Source organism: Gilliamella sp. A7 (assembly GCF_002142015.1).
Classification (GTDB): domain Bacteria; phylum Pseudomonadota; class Gammaproteobacteria; order Enterobacterales; family Orbaceae; genus Gilliamella; species Gilliamella apis_A.
Genome location: NZ_NASN01000053.1, coordinates 1 through 17238, shown reverse-complemented (window position 1 = coordinate 17238; position 17238 = coordinate 1). Strand labels below are relative to the sequence as shown.

15 protein-coding genes and 1 other RNA gene are annotated in these 17238 nt (G+C 34.2%); all 16 read left to right on the top strand.

Going from position 1 to position 17238, the window contains the following annotated elements; translation table 11 throughout:
• Positions 1-25: 25 nt before the first annotated feature.
• Positions 26-970, top strand: coding sequence for a sugar ABC transporter substrate-binding protein (locus B6D18_RS10645; protein ID WP_086364420.1), 945 nt, complete (start codon positions 26-28; stop codon positions 968-970).
• 52 nt (positions 971-1022) lie between these two features.
• Positions 1023-2513, top strand: a complete 1491-nt coding sequence (locus tag B6D18_RS10640; RefSeq protein ID WP_086364419.1) for a sugar ABC transporter ATP-binding protein — start codon at positions 1023-1025, stop codon at positions 2511-2513.
• Positions 2514-2547: 34 nt separating this feature from the next.
• On the top strand, positions 2548-3531 hold the full coding sequence (locus tag B6D18_RS10635) for an ABC transporter permease (RefSeq protein ID WP_086364422.1): 984 nt from the start codon (positions 2548-2550) through the stop codon (positions 3529-3531).
• Between the two features lie 64 nt (positions 3532-3595).
• Positions 3596-5002: a hypothetical protein gene (locus B6D18_RS10630; protein ID WP_086364418.1), complete on the top strand. Its 1407-nt coding sequence runs from the start codon at positions 3596-3598 to the stop codon at positions 5000-5002.
• A complete protein-coding gene (locus B6D18_RS10625) occupies positions 4995-5882 on the top strand; it encodes a carbohydrate kinase (RefSeq protein WP_086364417.1) in 888 nt (295 codons plus the stop codon). The genes B6D18_RS10630 and B6D18_RS10625 overlap by 8 nt, the downstream gene beginning before the upstream one ends.
• Positions 5883-6202: 320 nt before the next feature.
• Positions 6203-8128, top strand: coding sequence for a threonine--tRNA ligase (thrS, locus tag B6D18_RS10620; protein WP_086364416.1), 1926 nt, complete (start codon positions 6203-6205; stop codon positions 8126-8128).
• A gap of 27 nt (positions 8129-8155) precedes the next feature.
• Entirely contained in the window at positions 8156-8695 is a 540-nt protein-coding gene (gene infC / locus B6D18_RS10615; protein ID WP_065612958.1) for a translation initiation factor IF-3, read from the top strand.
• 84 nt (positions 8696-8779) lie between these two features.
• Complete coding sequence (gene rpmI / locus B6D18_RS10610; protein WP_065557738.1) at positions 8780-8977, top strand: 50S ribosomal protein L35; 198 nt, start codon at positions 8780-8782, stop codon at positions 8975-8977.
• Positions 8978-9009: 32 nt separating this feature from the next.
• Positions 9010-9363 carry a 50S ribosomal protein L20 gene (rplT, locus tag B6D18_RS10605; protein ID WP_024496189.1) on the top strand — a complete coding sequence of 118 codons (354 nt, stop codon included), beginning with the start codon at positions 9010-9012 and terminating at the stop codon, positions 9361-9363.
• 204 nt (positions 9364-9567) lie between these two features.
• A complete protein-coding gene (gene pheS, locus B6D18_RS10600; protein WP_086364415.1) occupies positions 9568-10551 on the top strand; it encodes a phenylalanine--tRNA ligase subunit alpha in 984 nt (327 codons plus the stop codon).
• Positions 10552-10567: 16 nt separating this feature from the next.
• Entirely contained in the window at positions 10568-12955 is a 2388-nt protein-coding gene (gene pheT / locus B6D18_RS10595) for a phenylalanine--tRNA ligase subunit beta (protein WP_086364414.1), read from the top strand.
• 5 nt (positions 12956-12960) lie between these two features.
• Positions 12961-13254, top strand: coding sequence for an integration host factor subunit alpha (locus tag B6D18_RS10590; protein ID WP_034882129.1), 294 nt, complete (start codon positions 12961-12963; stop codon positions 13252-13254).
• A gap of 138 nt (positions 13255-13392) precedes the next feature.
• An RNA gene (gene ffs, locus B6D18_RS10585) (signal recognition particle sRNA small type) lies at positions 13393-13488 on the top strand.
• A gap of 201 nt (positions 13489-13689) precedes the next feature.
• Positions 13690-14559 (top strand): protease HtpX, encoded by an 870-nt coding sequence (gene htpX / locus B6D18_RS10580; RefSeq protein WP_086364413.1) that lies wholly within the window; start codon positions 13690-13692, stop codon positions 14557-14559.
• A gap of 110 nt (positions 14560-14669) precedes the next feature.
• Complete coding sequence (locus tag B6D18_RS10575; RefSeq protein WP_086364421.1) at positions 14670-16604, top strand: U32 family peptidase; 1935 nt, start codon at positions 14670-14672, stop codon at positions 16602-16604.
• Between the two features lie 276 nt (positions 16605-16880).
• Positions 16881-17238: hypothetical protein (locus B6D18_RS10570; protein WP_086364412.1), on the top strand; the 358-nt coding region annotated here is incomplete at its 3' end.

Sequence of the window (17238 nt, the reverse complement as noted above, 5' to 3'; positions counted from 1 at the left end):
CCTCTAGATTATCTGAGGTGAGATTATGAAAAAATTCATAACATCGTTTTTAACAATTATATTTATTATTTTTACAAGTTCTTTTCAACTTGTAAATGCTGATGATAAAAAGCCTATCAAATTTGCTTTTATAACTTCAACTTTAAACAATTCATTTTTTACTGCAATATCCGATACATTTTCTGAAATTGCCAAACAAAATGGTGATCAATACATTCTTGTCGATCCTCAATATGATCAAGCTAAACAAATTTCAATGATGGAAGATGTCATTAATCAGAAAGTTGACATTATTTACTTAATCGCTGTTGATTCAGAAGGTATTCGCCAAGGATTATTGGCAGCAAAACAAAAACAGATTCCAGTTGTAGTGATTGATAATCCTATTAGTGATGATGATTTAGTCGCTAGCACAGTGGCTTCAGATAATTTCTTGGCCGGTAAAATTAATGGCCAACAAATGGCTAAAGATTATCCTAATGGTGCCAAAATTGCTGTTATTGATTGTCCTTTTAATCGTGCTAGCGTTTTAAGAGCTGATGGTTTTTATGCCGGATTAGGTGAAAACAGAAGTAAGTTTGACGTCGTGTCTCAACAAAATGGTAAATGTGCTTTAGAAGTTACCATGCCAATTGCCGAGGATATTATTCAAGCTCATCCTAATTTACAAGCATTTTTTGCCGTAAATGATCCCTCTGCTTTAGGTGTTGTTGTCGCTTTGAAAGCATCAAATAAACTTAAAAATGTTAAAGTTTATACTGTTGATGGTTCACCTGATGGTAAAAAAGCATTTAGTGATGGCGATATAACGTTAACTGTAGCCCAAGCGCCAATTCAATTAGCTAAAGAAACCTACAAAGTTGGTAAACAGGTTCTAGCTGGAGAGAGCGTTGCTAAAGAAATATTGGTACCAACTTTTCCAATTACCAAAGAAATGATTGATCAATATGGAGTAAAAGTCTGGCAGTAATCTTTGACTTTAATCAAGTTATATCTATCGAAATCAATAAGGTGATATTTATATGGAACAAGTTGCATTACAACTATCTCATATAGAAAAAAAATTTGCTGGTGTCCATGCGTTAAAAGATATGCACTTTAGTCTTAAACAATGTGAAGTTCATGGATTATTGGGTGAAAATGGTGCTGGCAAATCAACCTTAATCAAAATTATCGGCGGCATCTATAAACCAGATGCCGGTGAAATTAAGATTAATGGTAAGACTGAGATAATTAATGGTATTAAAGATGCTCAAGCAAGAGGAATTAATGTTATTCATCAGGAAATTGTCTTAGTTCCTTATATTAGTGTATATGAAAATATTTTCTTAGGTCGTGAACCGAGAACACGCTTAGGCTTTAAAGATCATCGTCAAATGATCGCCAAAGCCAAAATAATGATGGAAAGTATGGGGTTAACGATCGATGTGTTACGGCCCGTACATGAGTTAACCATTGCACAACAACAACTTATCGAAATCGTTAAAGCTATTTCATTTAACGTTCGTATCTTGATCATGGATGAGCCAACATCTTCTTTAACTGATAAAGAAGTTGAGCAGCTTTTTATTATGATTAAAAAGCTTACCGAACATAACGTAAGTATTATTTATATTTCTCATCGTATGGATGAGTTATTTACTATCACAGACAGAATAACTGTAATTAGAGATGGTAGTTATATAGATACCGTCAATACAAAACAAACCAATATTGATGAATTAGTCAAATTGATGGTTGGGCGTAACTTAAATAATTATTATCAACGTCACTATCAACAAAATGGAGAACGTTTATTAGAAGTTAAAAATCTTTCAAAAAAAGGAGTATTTAATAACGTTAATTTTCATTTAAAGAAAGGAGAGATTTTAGGTTTTGCCGGTCTTATGGGAGCTGGTAGAAGTGAAATCATGCAAGCAGTTTTTGGTGCAGACCAGTATGATAGTGGTGAAATTTATTATGACAATCAGCTTGTTAAGCTCAAATCTCCGCAAGATGCTATTGATATAGGAATAGCCTTAGTTCCTGAAGATAGGAAAAAACAAGGTCTTATTTTAGGTAATAGCATTGCTTTCAATTTAACATTAACGGTATTAAAACAATTTATGCATGGTTGTTTCGTTAATCAACAAAAACAGAAAGATATCATTCAATACTATATTAATAAGCTCAATATAAAAACCCCAGGTGCTGACAAAATTGTTGGTCAGCTTAGTGGCGGTAATCAACAAAAAGTTGTAATAGCTAAGTGGCTAGCAACTAAACCGAAAATCATCATTTTAGACGAACCTACTCGAGGAATTGATATTGGTGCTAAAGCTGAAATTTATCAAATTATCGATGAACTTTGTGCAAGTGGTATGGCTATTATTATGATTTCCTCAGAATTACCAGAAATTATTAATATGTGTGATCGTGTTTGTGTCGTCGCGAATGGACAAATTCAAGGTGAACTATCTCAATCAGAACTTACACAAGAAAAAATTATGAAATTAGCAACAGGGAGAGCTTAAAATGGCTAGCCAATCAATGAAACAATCAGATGATATGAGACGTCATCACGCTACAATAACCAATAATATTCTTATTAGAAGTTTCAAAAATTTTATTACTAATAATATAGGAATTTTAATTGCGCTTCTATTAATTAGTATCATTTTAAGTTTTGCCAGTCCGGTATTTCTTTCCCAAGAAAATATGCTCTCAGTGTTAAGACAAGTATCCACCAATATGTGTTTAGCCTTAGGTATGACATTAATTATCATATTGGGTGGTATTGATCTATCGGTGGGTTCGATAGTCGCTATGGCGGGGACACTAACGGTTGGGTTTATTTCAATCGGTGAAATGGGTATTGTTCCTGCTATTTTGTTGGGTTTGTTTATTGGTACTTTATGTGGTGCAGCAAATGGTGCCGCTATTGCGTATACAGGTATACCACCATTCATCGTTACATTGGCAATGATGATGATCGCTCGTGGCGTAGGTTATATTTATAGTGGTGGGCAATCAATTCGTATCTTTGATGAGAGTTTTACGAGTATTGGTACTGGTTACTTAGGCATGATTCCATACCCTGTTATCTATATGTTGGTATTTATTGTCGTTATGTTAGTGGTAGTTAATCGAACACGTTTAGGTACCTATATTTATGCTCTCGGTGGTAACCGTGAGGCAGCTAGATTATCAGGTATTGCTATCAAACGAGTTGAAATCATTGTATATACCATTGCCGGTTTTTTGGCTGCTTTCGCAGGAATAGTGCTTGCAGCCAGAATGTATTCAGGACAACCATCAGTTGCGCAGGGGTATGAAATGGATGCCATAGCAGCTTGTGTGCTTGGTGGTATTTCTATGTCAGGTGGAATAGGTCGCATTAGTGGCACTATTTTAGGCGTGATTGTTATCGGCATTATTAATAATGGTTTGAATTTATTGGGTGTTAATTCATTTTGGCAATTGGTCGCAAAAGGCGTAATCATTTTTTTAGCCGTCTATGTCGATATGCTAAAACGCAAGAAAGCAAATTAATTCAAGCTAATTTATATTTTTAAATTATATGAATAATAACCAATTTAATTAATAGGACTATAAAATGAAAAAATGTACTTTGATGTTAAATAACCCAGATGGTATTACTCGACATAATGAACCGGTAATCACGCGTCTTTTTTTCAAAGAACAACCAATAGATCCGTCTAAATTAAAACTAGTTAATGAGCAAGGCAAAGTTATACCACATCAATTGTTTGATATCGCTTATGATGATACCAATATACTTATCATTGCTTGCTCAATCGCTTTTATAGTAACCAATTTAGAGCAGCTAGTTGAAAATTATACGTTGTATCTTGATGAGGAAACACCAGTAGATAATGAAAATGGCATAAAGCAACTAGCGCCTACTTTGAATGATGGCGTAAAACGACTGGATACTGGTCATTATATTTTAGAATTATGTCGTGGTACTGCAGACGGGACATCATATGGGAAATGGGGAATTCGTTATTTCTCTGCTAAAGCAGAAGGTCGTAATTTGATTAAAGATTGTTCTAATGCTATAGGTGGTTTTTATGGCCCCTTTTTTACTCCTGCCAATGGTTTAATTAATCCACCTGAGCATACCATCGTAGAGTGTCAAACAGAGGTTGAAGGGCCAATCTATTGTCGATATCGTTTCAATGGTAAAATTCCCAATGGCTTAGATCCTGCTCTGCATGATAAATCATTCTCAATTGTGTGGGAGTTTTTCTATCAATCACCATGGTTTAGACGTACTTATTATGTTGATAATTTTGAAACTTCTGTTGATGGTATGCCGGTCATAAATAAGATCACCGTTGGTGATGAGTATGAAAGTGGTCAAAATAATGTAGTGTTTTCTCGTTTTGCTAGCTACGGCGGTACATTTTATCGACAAGGTGACCTTTATGCCAATATTTTAGCTGATGAAGTTAATCGAATTTTATCGCAACCACTAGATCAACTTCCACAAAATGCAAGACTCTATCGAGAGTCAATTGGCGATAATATTAATGCAGTTTCTTGGGATTTCTTTTGGCGACTATTTTGTGTTAAAGAAGGTATTTTAAGTGATGAAGAAATAAAATCACACGTCAAAACCATTCTGCGTAAAGCTCATCATGTTGTGCATAATAGTTCTCGAAACAAAGAAGTGTTATTTGCTAAAGATGTGGATGTTAACAGTGTACCAGAACAAACGATTTTTCCACTTGCTGCAAATAAAACGGCTGAAATAAATCCCGAATCAGGTTATGCTATGGTTTGGTATACGAGTAATATTGTCGGACGTTATCAAATTGTTCAACGTAAAGATTCTGGTTGGGTTAATTGGGGTACTAATGGTGAAAATGAGTATCCAGAATTACCTACCGGTTCAACGATTTATACTGCATATGGTCAATTTGATGATTGGCAGAAGCAAGCCGATAGTATGGAAAAAAACATTGATGTCAAACAAGGGTTAATCGAAGATGAATGACATAAAGATTGTTGCAATAGGTGAATTTTTATGGGATTGTTTACCTAATGGGAAAAAGATTGGCGGAGCTGCCGCCAACTTTTGTTATCATGCTAAATCAGCTGGAGCAAATGCAATATTAGTTTCTGCAATTGGCGATGACGACAATGGTAGAGAATTACGTGAACAGATTGAAACACTACAAATCCCACAACAAATTCAAATATCTGCAAATTATCCAACTGGAACGGTATTAGTTAAATTAGATTCAGCCGGTAAACCCACTTATGATATTGTTAATCCTGTAGCTTGGGATGATATTCAATTAACAGATCAACTATTAGAACTTATCCAGCAAGATGATTTAGATGCAATCTATTTCGGCAGTTTAATTCAACGTAATATACATAATCATGAATTATTGCAAAAGATTATTAACCATAGATCTCAACGAAGCAAAATTATTGTTGATATTAATTTACGTCAAAATCATTATAATCACGCAACTTTACTTCTTTGCATTGAACATGCCAATATTTTGAAGTTAAATGATGAAGAATTACCAATTGTTGCTGATTTATTGAAGATAAAAGCTGAACCACAAGCGCTTTTCAATTATCTAAATCAACATTATCAACTTGAGTTATTAATTTATACCTGTGGTAGTGAAGGTAGTCATCTTATTACCCGAAATGAACAGAATCATTGTCCTGCTGAAAAAATCACACCAATCGATACTGTTGGTGCCGGTGATTCATTTATGGCAATAAGTAGCGTTCTATATTTAAAAGGCAAACAATTACAAGAAATTAATAGTAAAGCAAATCACATTGCCGCATATGTTTGTACTCAAAGCGGTCCTATGCCTATTATTCCGCAAGCATATATAGCCGAATTATAATCTCTTTTCATACCTAGCTTTTTAATTAATGAATAATAGCTAGGTCATAACTATTCTTGTTATATTTGATTACAATATTGTTTTATTGATTCCTAATTAAAAATAATCATTAAAAAGGCTATTAATAATTAAAAATAGGCTATTGTCTGTTTTTAGTGGTTACTAAAACAGGATGTATTTAATCGCTAGAGATAAATCTATTTTTAAATCAAGTTCAAGCCTATTTAAAATCCTTATGATAAGTGATAGTATACTCCGTCTATTTATTTATGTACGCATGTGCGCTTTCGTGTGGCGCACCACTGTTATAAGGATTTATTATGCCAATTATTACTCTTCCTGATGGAAGTCAACGTCAATTTGATAAACCTGTTACTGTATTAGAAGTTGCACAAAGTATTGGTGCAGGACTTGCTAAAGCCTGTATCGCAGGCCGTGTTAATGGTGAACGTAAAGATGCGTGTGATGTTATCGAGCATGATGCAACGTTATCTATTATTACCGCCAAAGATGAAGATGGACTTGAAATTATTCGTCATTCTTGTGCACATTTATTAGGACATGCTATCAAACAATTATGGCCTAATACTCAGATGGCTATCGGGCCTACCATTGATAATGGCTTTTATTATGATGTCGATTTAGATCACTCTCTAACTCAGGAAGATCTTGATGCTTTAGAAAAACGCATGCATGAATTGGCTAAAAAAGATTATGAAGTTAAAAAAGAAGTAGTGAGTTGGGGACGTGCAAGAGAAGTGTTTTGGGAACGTCACGAACCTTATAAAATTGCTATTTTAGATGAAAACATTCCTAAAGATTCTACACCAGCACTTTATCATCATGAAGAATATATTGATATGTGTCGTGGGCCTCATGTTCCTAATATGCGTTTTTGTCACCATTTTAAATTACAAAAAGTTGCTGGCGCTTATTGGCGTGGTAATAGTGACAACAAAATGTTACAACGTATCTATGGAACTGCATGGGCAGATAAAAAACAACTCGACAGTTATTTACAATTTTTAGAAGAAGCGGCGAAACGCGATCATCGTAAAATTGGTAAACAACTTGATCTTTATCATATGCAAGAAGAAGCACCAGGTATGGTATTTTGGCATAATGATGGTTGGATTATTTTCCGTGAATTGGAAGTTTTTGTTCGTACCAAACTGAAAGAATATGATTATCAAGAAGTGAAAGGTCCATTTATGATGGATCGTGTACTTTGGGAAAAAACAGGGCATTGGGGTAACTATAAAGAATTAATGTTTGTTACTTCATCAGAAAATCGTGAATATTGTATTAAGCCAATGAACTGTCCTGGCCATGTGCAAATTTTTAATCAAGGTCTTAAATCTTATCGTGATCTTCCATTACGTATGGCGGAATTTGGTAGTTGTCATCGAAATGAACCTTCAGGTTCTTTGCACGGATTAATGCGTGTGCGTGGTTTTACTCAAGATGATGCCCATATCTTTTGTACCGAAGGGCAAATTCGAAGTGAAGTAAATAGCTGTATCAAAATGGTCTATGATACTTATAGTACATTTGGTTTTAAAGATATCACGGTTAAATTATCGACTCGTCCAGAAAAACGTATTGGTAAGGATGAAACTTGGGATTTAGCAGAAAAAGATTTAGCTGAATGTTTGCAAGAAAATGGCATTGAATTTGAATATTTACCTGGTGAAGGGGCATTCTATGGTCCAAAAATTGAGTTTACTTTACATGATTGCTTAGGTCGAGCATGGCAATGTGGTACAGTTCAACTTGACTTTATGTTACCAGAACGATTAGATGCAACTTATGTTGGTGAAGATAATGAACGCCATGTTCCTGTTATGATTCACCGAGCTATACTTGGTTCAATGGAACGCTTCATGGGCATATTGACCGAAGATTGTGCTGGATTCTTCCCAACTTGGTTAGCGCCGTTACAAGTAGCAGTTATCAATATTACTGATAATCAAGCCGAATATGCCAAACAATTAACCGAGCAACTACAAAAAGTTGGAATTAGAGCAAAAGCGGACTTGAGAAATGAGAAAATAGGGTTTAAAATTCGTGAGCATACTCTAAAACGCGTTCCTTATATGTTTGTCTGTGGAGACAAAGAGATGGAATCAGGAACAATTTCAGTTCGAACTCGTCAAGGTAAAGATCTTGGTAGCTTTGAAGTGAAACATGTTATAGAATTATTGCTTAATGAAATTCATAGTCGTTCATTAGAACAAATGAATTAATGATAAATTAATTTGGAGGAATGAGATATTAAAGTCAGTAAACGAATTCAGTCAACACGCGCGCACAAAATCAACGATGAAATTACCGCTCGCGAGGTGAGGTTAACCGGCGTCGATGGTGAACAGCTCGGCATTGTTAGCTTAGACGAAGCTTTAAAACAAGCTGAGGAAGCAACATTAGATTTAGTTGAAATAAGTCCTAATGCAGAGCCACCTGTTTGTCGAATTATGGATTATGGCAAGTTCCTCTATGAAAAGAGTAAAGCAACAAAAGAACAGAAGAAGAAGCAAAAGGTTGTTCAGGTTAAGGAAATTAAATTCCGACCTGGTACAGACGAAGGCGACTATCAGGTAAAACTCCGCAGCCTGATACGCTTTCTTGAAGATGGCGATAAAGCTAAAGTTACGTTGCGTTTTCGTGGACGTGAAATGGCTCACCAACAGTTAGGTACTGAAATGCTTGATCGCATTAAAGAAGACTTAGCTGATTTGGCTATCATTGAATCTTATCCAACTAAGATTGAAGGTCGTCAAATGATTATGGTGCTAGCGCCGAAGAAGAAGTAATGGTTTAACAAGCTAATTTTTAGTTTACTAATAATTACACCATTATTTTATTTTTATTAACAATGCGAAGTGGAAATTTATAAAATGCCTAAAATTAAAACTGTAAAAGGCGCAGCAAAGCGCTTTAAAAAAACAGCATCTGGTGGCTTTAAGCATAAGCAAGCTAACAAGAGCCATATCCTAACTAAAAAATCAACTAAACGTAAACGTCATTTACGTGGTTTGACTACTGTGTCAAAAGGCGATTTAGGTTTAGTAGTGGCGTGTGTTCCATACGCTTAATTTATTGATTAATTATTTAGAGGATATAGTTTATGGCTCGTGTTAAACGTGGTGTTATTGCTCGTGCACGTCACAAGAAAATTTTAAAACAAGCAAAAGGGTATTATGGTGCTCGTTCACGCGTATATCGTGTTGCTTTCCAAGCAGTAATTAAAGCTGGACAATATGCGTATCGTGACCGTCGTCAACGTAAACGTCAATTCCGTCAATTATGGATTGTTCGTATCAATGCTGCTGCTCGTCAATGTGGTTTATCTTACAGCCGTTTTATCAATGGTTTAAAGAAAGCTTCAATTGAAATCGATCGTAAGATCCTTGCAGATATCGCAGTATTCGATAAAAATGCATTCGCTGCATTAGTTGAAAAAGCAAAAGCTGCACTTTAATAGCTTTATAAGAGCCGAGTTATCTCGGCTTTTATTGTTTTAACAATATTTAAGAGTTGATCGATTATGAATTTAGTTGTTTTTCGTTTCTTTTTTAGCTTCGGTAAGCTTATTCGTTTGTGAGGCAAATGAGAAACGAAAAATAATTATAAAAGCCTCAGGAGAGGCTTTTTTTATGTAATAAACAATAAGCAGGAGAACTGTATGTCTCAATTAGTTGAACTGGTAAGCAATGCCAAATCCGCTATTGAAAGTGCTAATGATATTAATACTATCGAACAGATTCGAGTGGAATATTTTGGTAAAAAGGGCTATTTTACCATGCAAATGGCGTCTTTACGTGATGTTCCAGCTGATCAACGGCCAGCGGTAGGTCAGAAAATTAATGATGCAAAGCAAGAAGTTGTTGAGTTATTAAATCAAAAACGTAACTTTTTAGAGCGTCAGGCTCTTAATGCAAAATTAGCAAATGAAAACATTGATATTACTCTTCCTGGCAAGTCACTTGATTTAGGTGGATTACATCCAGTAACTAAAACTATTAACCGTTTGGTTGAGTTTTTTGGAGAATTAGGCTTTGCTGTCGAAACAGGACCTGAAATAGAAGATGATTACCATAACTTTGATGCTTTAAATATTCCTGCACATCATCCTGCTCGTGCTGATCATGATACATTTTGGTTTGATGCAAAACGTTTATTACGTACCCAAACTTCAACGGTTCAAATTCGAACCATGGAAAATCAAAAACCACCAATTCGAATTATTGCTCCAGGAAGAACTTACCGTAACGATTATGATCAAACTCATACCCCGATGTTCCATCAAATGGAAGGGTTATTAATAGATAAAGATATCAGTTTTACGCATTTAAAAGGTCTATTACATGATTTTCTTCACTGCTTCTTTGAAGATAATATGGAAATAAGATTCAGACCTGCATATTTTCCATTTACTGAACCTTCAGCCGAAGTTGATATTAAAGCTAAAAATGGTAAATGGCTAGAAGTTTTAGGCTGTGGTATGGTTCATCCAAATGTGTTACGTAACGTAGGTATTGATCCTGAAGAGTATTGTGGTTTTGCATTTGGAATGGGAATCGAAAGATTAACCATGTTACGTTACGGCGTCACAGATTTGCGTTCTTTCTTTGAAAATGATTTACGTTTTTTAAAGCAATTTAATTAGTTCTGGAGATCAAAACATGAAATTTAGTGAAAGTTGGCTACGTGAATGGATCAATCCAGAAATAAGTAGCGATAAATTATCAGATCAGTTAACTATGGCTGGTTTAGAAGTAGATGATATTGAAAAAGTTGCTGGTGATTTTACTGGTGTAGTTGTGGGTAAAGTTGTTGAATGTAAACAACATCCTAATGCTGACAAATTGCGAGTGACCAAAGTAGATATTGGTAAACCTGAATTATTGGATATTGTTTGTGGCGCACCTAATTGTCGTCAAGGTTTAACCGTAGCTTGTGCAACAATCGGTGCTGTATTACCTGGTGATTTTAAAATCAAAGCAGCAAAACTTCGAGGTGAACCATCAGAAGGAATGTTGTGTTCTTATTCTGAGTTAGGTATTTCTGAGGATCATAATGGAATTATTGAATTACCAGAGAATGCCCCTTTAGGACAAGATATAAGACAATATTTAAATTTAGATGATGTAATGATTGATATTAGCGTTACACCAAATCGTGCCGATTGTTTTGGTATCATAGGTGTAGCGAGAGATATTTCTGCTGTAAACAATATCCCAATGAAGGAACTAAAAGTTGAAAATATCACTCATACAATCAATGATACTTTACCTATTCAGGTTGATGCAGCTAAAGCATCCCCTCGTTATTTAGGGCGCATTATCAAAAAAGTTAAAGTTGATGCTTTAACTCCGTTATGGATGAAAGAGAAGTTACGTAGAGGCGGTATTCGTTCTGTTGATGCCATTGTCGATATTACTAACTACGTTTTATTAGAACTCGGTCATCCAATGCACGCTTTTGACTTAGCTGAGATTGACAAGGGTATTGTTGTGCGTTATGCCAATAAAGATGAAAAGATTGTCTTACTTAATGGCAATGAGGTTAAGCTTGATGAAAAAACATTAGTCATAGCTGATCAGCAAAAAGCATTAGCAATCGCCGGTATTATGGGCGGTGAAAAATCAGGTGTAACTGCATCAACGAAAGATATTTTCCTTGAATCAGCGTTCTTTTCTCCATTAGCAATAACGGGAAAAGCACGTGAATATGGTTTACATACTGAAGCTTCTCATCGTTATGAAAGAGGTGTTGATCCTTATTTACAATCAACTGCAATCGAAAGAGCAACTCAATTGATTGTTGAAATCTGTGGCGGTGAAGTAGGGCCTATTACTGAAGTTGTGAATGAAAATGAGCTTCCAGCTCAAGCAACAATTGAATTACGTCGAAACAGAATTGATCGCATTATTGGTTATCACATTGAAACTCAAAAGATTACCGATATTCTTGTAAGATTAGGTTGTGAAGTTATTTATAATGATGATAGTTGGACGGTTAAATCACCTAGCTGGCGATTTGATTTACAACTTGAAGAAGATCTAGTTGAAGAAGTCGCACGGATTTATGGTTATAACAATATTCCTAATGTGAATATGAAAATTGAATCAGTGATGAAACCAAAACCGGAAAATAAAATTTCCTTATCTAGAGTAAAAAATCTACTAGTGGACAAAGGCTATCAAGAGGCTGTTACTTATAGTTTTGTTGATCCTAAAATTCAGCAAGCACTACATCCACAACAACCACAGATTACATTACCAAACCCAATTTCGAGTGAAATGTCGGTTATGCGTTTGTCATTATGGTCTGGTTTGTTAGAAGCAGTTTTATATAACCAAAATCGCCAACAATCTCGTATGCGATTATTCGAAACTGGATTACGATTTATACCTGATGATAGCTGTGAATTTGGTGTTCGCCAAGAATTAATGTTATCCGGCGTTGTCACTGGAAATTTATATGAAGAACATTGGACATTACCTAAACAAAATGTCGATTTTTATGATGTAAAAGGGGATTTAGAGCAGTTATTTATTCTTTTAGGCTGTTCTGATGATATTGAATATCAACGTTCTGAACTTGATGCATTACATCCTGGACAAAGTGCAGCAATCCTTTTCAATGGCGAAGTTATCGGCAATTTTGGTGTTTTACACCCTGAAATTGAAAAAAAATTATCTTTAAATAGTAAAACGCTTGTTTTTGAAATAAATTTAGCTAAAATTAACGATAAAAAAGTGCCTGTTGCTCATGAGTTATCTAAATATCCATCGAATAAACGTGATATAGCTGTCGTTGTATCAAATACAGTTCCAGCAGCGGATATTATCTCTGAGTGTAAGCGTGCTGGTGGTGAGCAACTAGTAAAAGTTAACTTGTTTGATGTTTATCAAGGTGATAAAATTGATAAAGATCAAAAAAGTCTTGCTATCAGTTTGATTTTACAAGACAAATCACGTACACTGGAAGAAGAAGATATAACAAACATTGTAAGCAATTGTGTTATTGCTTTACAGAATCGTTTCAATGCCCTATTAAGAGAATGATAATTATGACATTAACTAAAGCTGATATTGCAGATCGTCTTGCCGATAAATTTGATATCGATCGTCAAGAAGCTAAAGTCCTTGTTGAACTCTTTTTTGAAGAGATTCGCGTTGCTTTAGAAAAAGGTGAACCTGTTAAACTTTCTGGCTTCGGCAATTTTGCTGTTCGTGATAAAAATTCACGTCCAGGTCGTAATCCTAAAACAGGTGAGAGTGTTGATATCTCAGCTCGACGAGTTGTCACATTTAGACCAGGTATTAAATTCAGAGAACGAATTGAGAAAAATTTAACTTTATAATTAATTTTTCAATTTGTTTTTATAAGTAATAGCCTTTTTGTTGTTATTACAAGACAAAAAGGTATTTACTTTTTTTTTAAAAAAATTATTGTAATTTATTGCTAAATCAAGCATAATACTCCTCCTCAATGGAGGCTCTATGGGTCCTCTTGCAACATTTTTTTGCTCATCAGGTCAGGTCCGGAAGGAAGCAGCCAAAGTAAAAAATATGTGTGTGGGATGTGGCTGATAGGGTCTCCTCCAAAATATTACCCTCCAATTATATAAACTTATTAAGTTTGTTGCTGTTTATTAACTAATCAATTGATTTTTCTTCTTTTAATTTCGAACTTAAATCAGTTGTAGGATAACGACATTTTTGCGATCATATATCAAATTTTATTTTTTTCTTGAATAAAATTATTTAAATTAAGCATAGTAATGAGGAATTTGTATATGATGCGAGTTGGATTATTTCTTCTAACTAACTTAGCTGTTATGTTTGTATTTGGTATAATTTTGAGTATTTTTGGGGTTAACGCCCATAGTATCTTAGGACTACTTATTTTTGCAGCTATTTTTGGTTTTGGTGGTTCATTTATTTCACTTCTTTTATCAAAACGAATGGCACTACGTTCTGTTGGTGGCGAAGTGATCAAAGAACCTCGTAATGCTCAAGAACAGTGGTTACTTGATGTTGTGCGTCGCCAATCAGAACAGTTAAAATTAAAGATGCCAGCGGTAGCAATTTATGAAGCAGATGATATTAATGCTTTTGCAACAGGAGCGACTAGAAACCGTTCTTTAGTTGCGGTAAGTACTGGATTATTAGCGGCAATGACTCAAGATGAAGCAGAAGCGGTAATTGGTCATGAAATGAGTCATGTAGCAAATGGTGATATGGTGACCATGGCACTATTACAAGGTGTATTAAATACCTTCGTTATCTTTATTTCACGAATTATAGCATCAATGTTTGCTAAAGTGATAGAAGATCGTAGTGAAGCATTAGCAGATATAGCCTATTATGTAATAGCAATGATATTTGAAACTATCTTTGGTATTTTAGCTAGTATGGTTGCAATGTGGTTCTCGCGTTATCGTGAATTCCATGCCGATGCAGGTTCTGCAAAATTGGTAGGTTCTGCAAAAATGATTGCAGCATTAGAAAAACTAAAAGTAAGCCATGAACCAAATGAAGAAGCGTCAATTTTAGCTTTTTGCATCAATGGTGAAAAGAAAGCCAGATTTTCGCAACTATTCTTATCACACCCACCGTTGGAAAAACGAATTGAAGCTTTAAGAAACCAATCATTTATTGGTTAATAAAACTTTAATTATTGGCTTAATAAACAAATGAAACCTTAATGGCAAATATTATTCTATTTGCCATTTATTTTATCAATCGATAACATTCCTAGAGATTTAATATGTACCTGCAAACCATCAATAATAAACTTGAATTACTCAGTCCAGCCAAAAATATAGACATTGCCAAACAAGCAATCTTACATGGGGCTGATGCAGTTTATATTGGAGGCCCGCATTTCGGTGCCCGTCATAATGCCGGTAATTCAGTCAGTGATATCGCCGAATTAGTTGAGTTTGCGCATCGTTTTTATGCCAAAGTTTTTGTCACATTAAATACTATTTTGCACGATAATGAACTTGAGATGGCTCAGCAATTGATCTGGCAATTATATGATGCGGGAGTTGATGCCTTAATTGTTCAAGATATGGGCATATTAGCCATGGATATTCCGCCGATAGATTTACATGCTAGCACGCAAATGGATATTCGAACCCCAGAAAAAGCTAAATTTCTTTCTGATGTTGGTTTTTCACAAATAGTTTTAGCTCGAGAATTAAACTTAACTGAAATAGCGAATATTCATCAACAAATAGATGCCAATATCGAATTTTTTATTCATGGGGCTTTATGTGTTGCATTTTCAGGTCAATGTTATATTTCTCATGCTCAAACCGGTAGAAGTGCAAATCGAGGTGATTGTTCGCAAGCATGCCGTTTACCATTTACATTAAAGGATGATCAAGGTCGTGTTGTTGCTTATGAAAAACATCTTTTATCAATGAAAGATAATAATCAATCCGAAAACTTAATCGAATTGATACAAGCAGGAGTTAGGTCATTTAAAATAGAAGGGCGTTATAAAGATTTAAGTTATGTAAAAAATATAACTGCTTTTTACCGTAAAAAACTAGATGAAATTTTAGAAAAATCGGATGATTTTGTAAGTGCATCAAGTGGTAGAACTCAACATTCATTCACTCCAGATCCAAATAGAACATTTCATCGAGGTGCTACTGATTATTTTGTTCGGGGTAGACAATCCAATATTGGCGCTTTTGATTCTCCTAAATTTATTGGTTTACCTATCGGTGAGATGACGAAAGTTACTAACCAAGCAATCGATATTAAATCTGAAAAAGTTCTAACTAATGGTGATGGATTAAACGTCTTGGTAAAGCGTGAAATCGTAGGTTTTAGAGCTGATAAAGTTGAAAAAATTGCTAATAATCATTATCGAGTGTTTCCTAATGAATTACCTAAGGTATTTCATTCCTTAAAATTACCTTATCAAATTAACCGTAACCTAGATCACAATTGGCAACAAGTTTTATTAAAAGAATCGAGTAGTCGTCGAATTGGTATAGCATTTAAATTGATAAATCAATCAAATGTTGTTCAATTGATAGCAACGAGTGAAGAGGGCTGTCGTGTAAAAATTGCTTTAAAAGGTGAGTTTGAATTAGCTGAACAATCTGATAAAGCGCTCAAAAATATAAAAGATAGCTTATCTAAACTTGGCCAAACGATATATTACCTTACTGATTTAGAAGTTAATTTGAACGAGATATTTTTTATTCCAAGTAGCCAATTAAATCAATTACGACGAGATATTGTTGATAAGTTAACATTGGAACGGCTAACTCATTACCATAGAAAGTTACGTAAACCACAAACGGAACCTGCACCAATTTATCCAGAAGAGCATTTAAGCTTCTTAGCAAATATTTATAATCATAAGGCTAGAGAATTTTATGCGCAGCATGGCGTTAAACTAATTGAAAGTGCTTTTGAAGCACATGAAGTTAAAGATGATGCGCCATTAATGATTACAAAACATTGTTTGAGATTTGCGTTTAATTTGTGTCCTAAACAGGCTAAAGGAATTCAAGGTGTGAAAACAAAAGTAACACCAATGAAATTAATACAAAATAATAATGAAGAATTAATACTGAAATTTAATTGTAAAGCCTGTGAAATGCAAGTTTGGGGTAAAATCAAAAATCACATTTTAAAAATGCCATTACCAGGAAGTGAATTGATTTTATTAACCAATAAATAATTATAGTCATAGTTTAAGAATCGAAATTTACTGAATAATTCAGTTCTTCTTAAAAGAAGAATTGAGTTCGTAATAATGAACTATATTTAACATAATATACATTATGCGCACTAAATATAATCAATATTTAACTTAATATAATTTTTTATTTTATAGATGACAATTTTGTAAATACTTCCTATTAGTAATATATCAGTTAAGCGTATAAATGTACTTAATTATTGTGATACTATGCTTGTGCTCATAAATCATAAATTCTAAACAGGAAATATCACAATGAAAAAACTGGTTTTACTAATAGTATTCTTTTATAGTTCATTGCTATATGCTAATCCATCTCCATTTGGTCTCGAAATTAATAAAACAACATTAAAAGAAGCTAAAGAAAAATATACTTTAAACTTTGATGATACTAATTTTTATTCCAACGGACCTATGTATTACATCAAAAACAATGAATTAGATATTGACGGCTTAGAAAGCGTTTTACTCATTTTCTCAAAAGATGAAAAATTATTAGCTATTAGTACTACATTCGGTAAATATAAATTTAAATCTTTAAAGGAAAATTTATCTCAAAAATATCAATTAGTAGAAAAAAAACTTGAGTTTGTTGGTGATCAATATGTTAAAT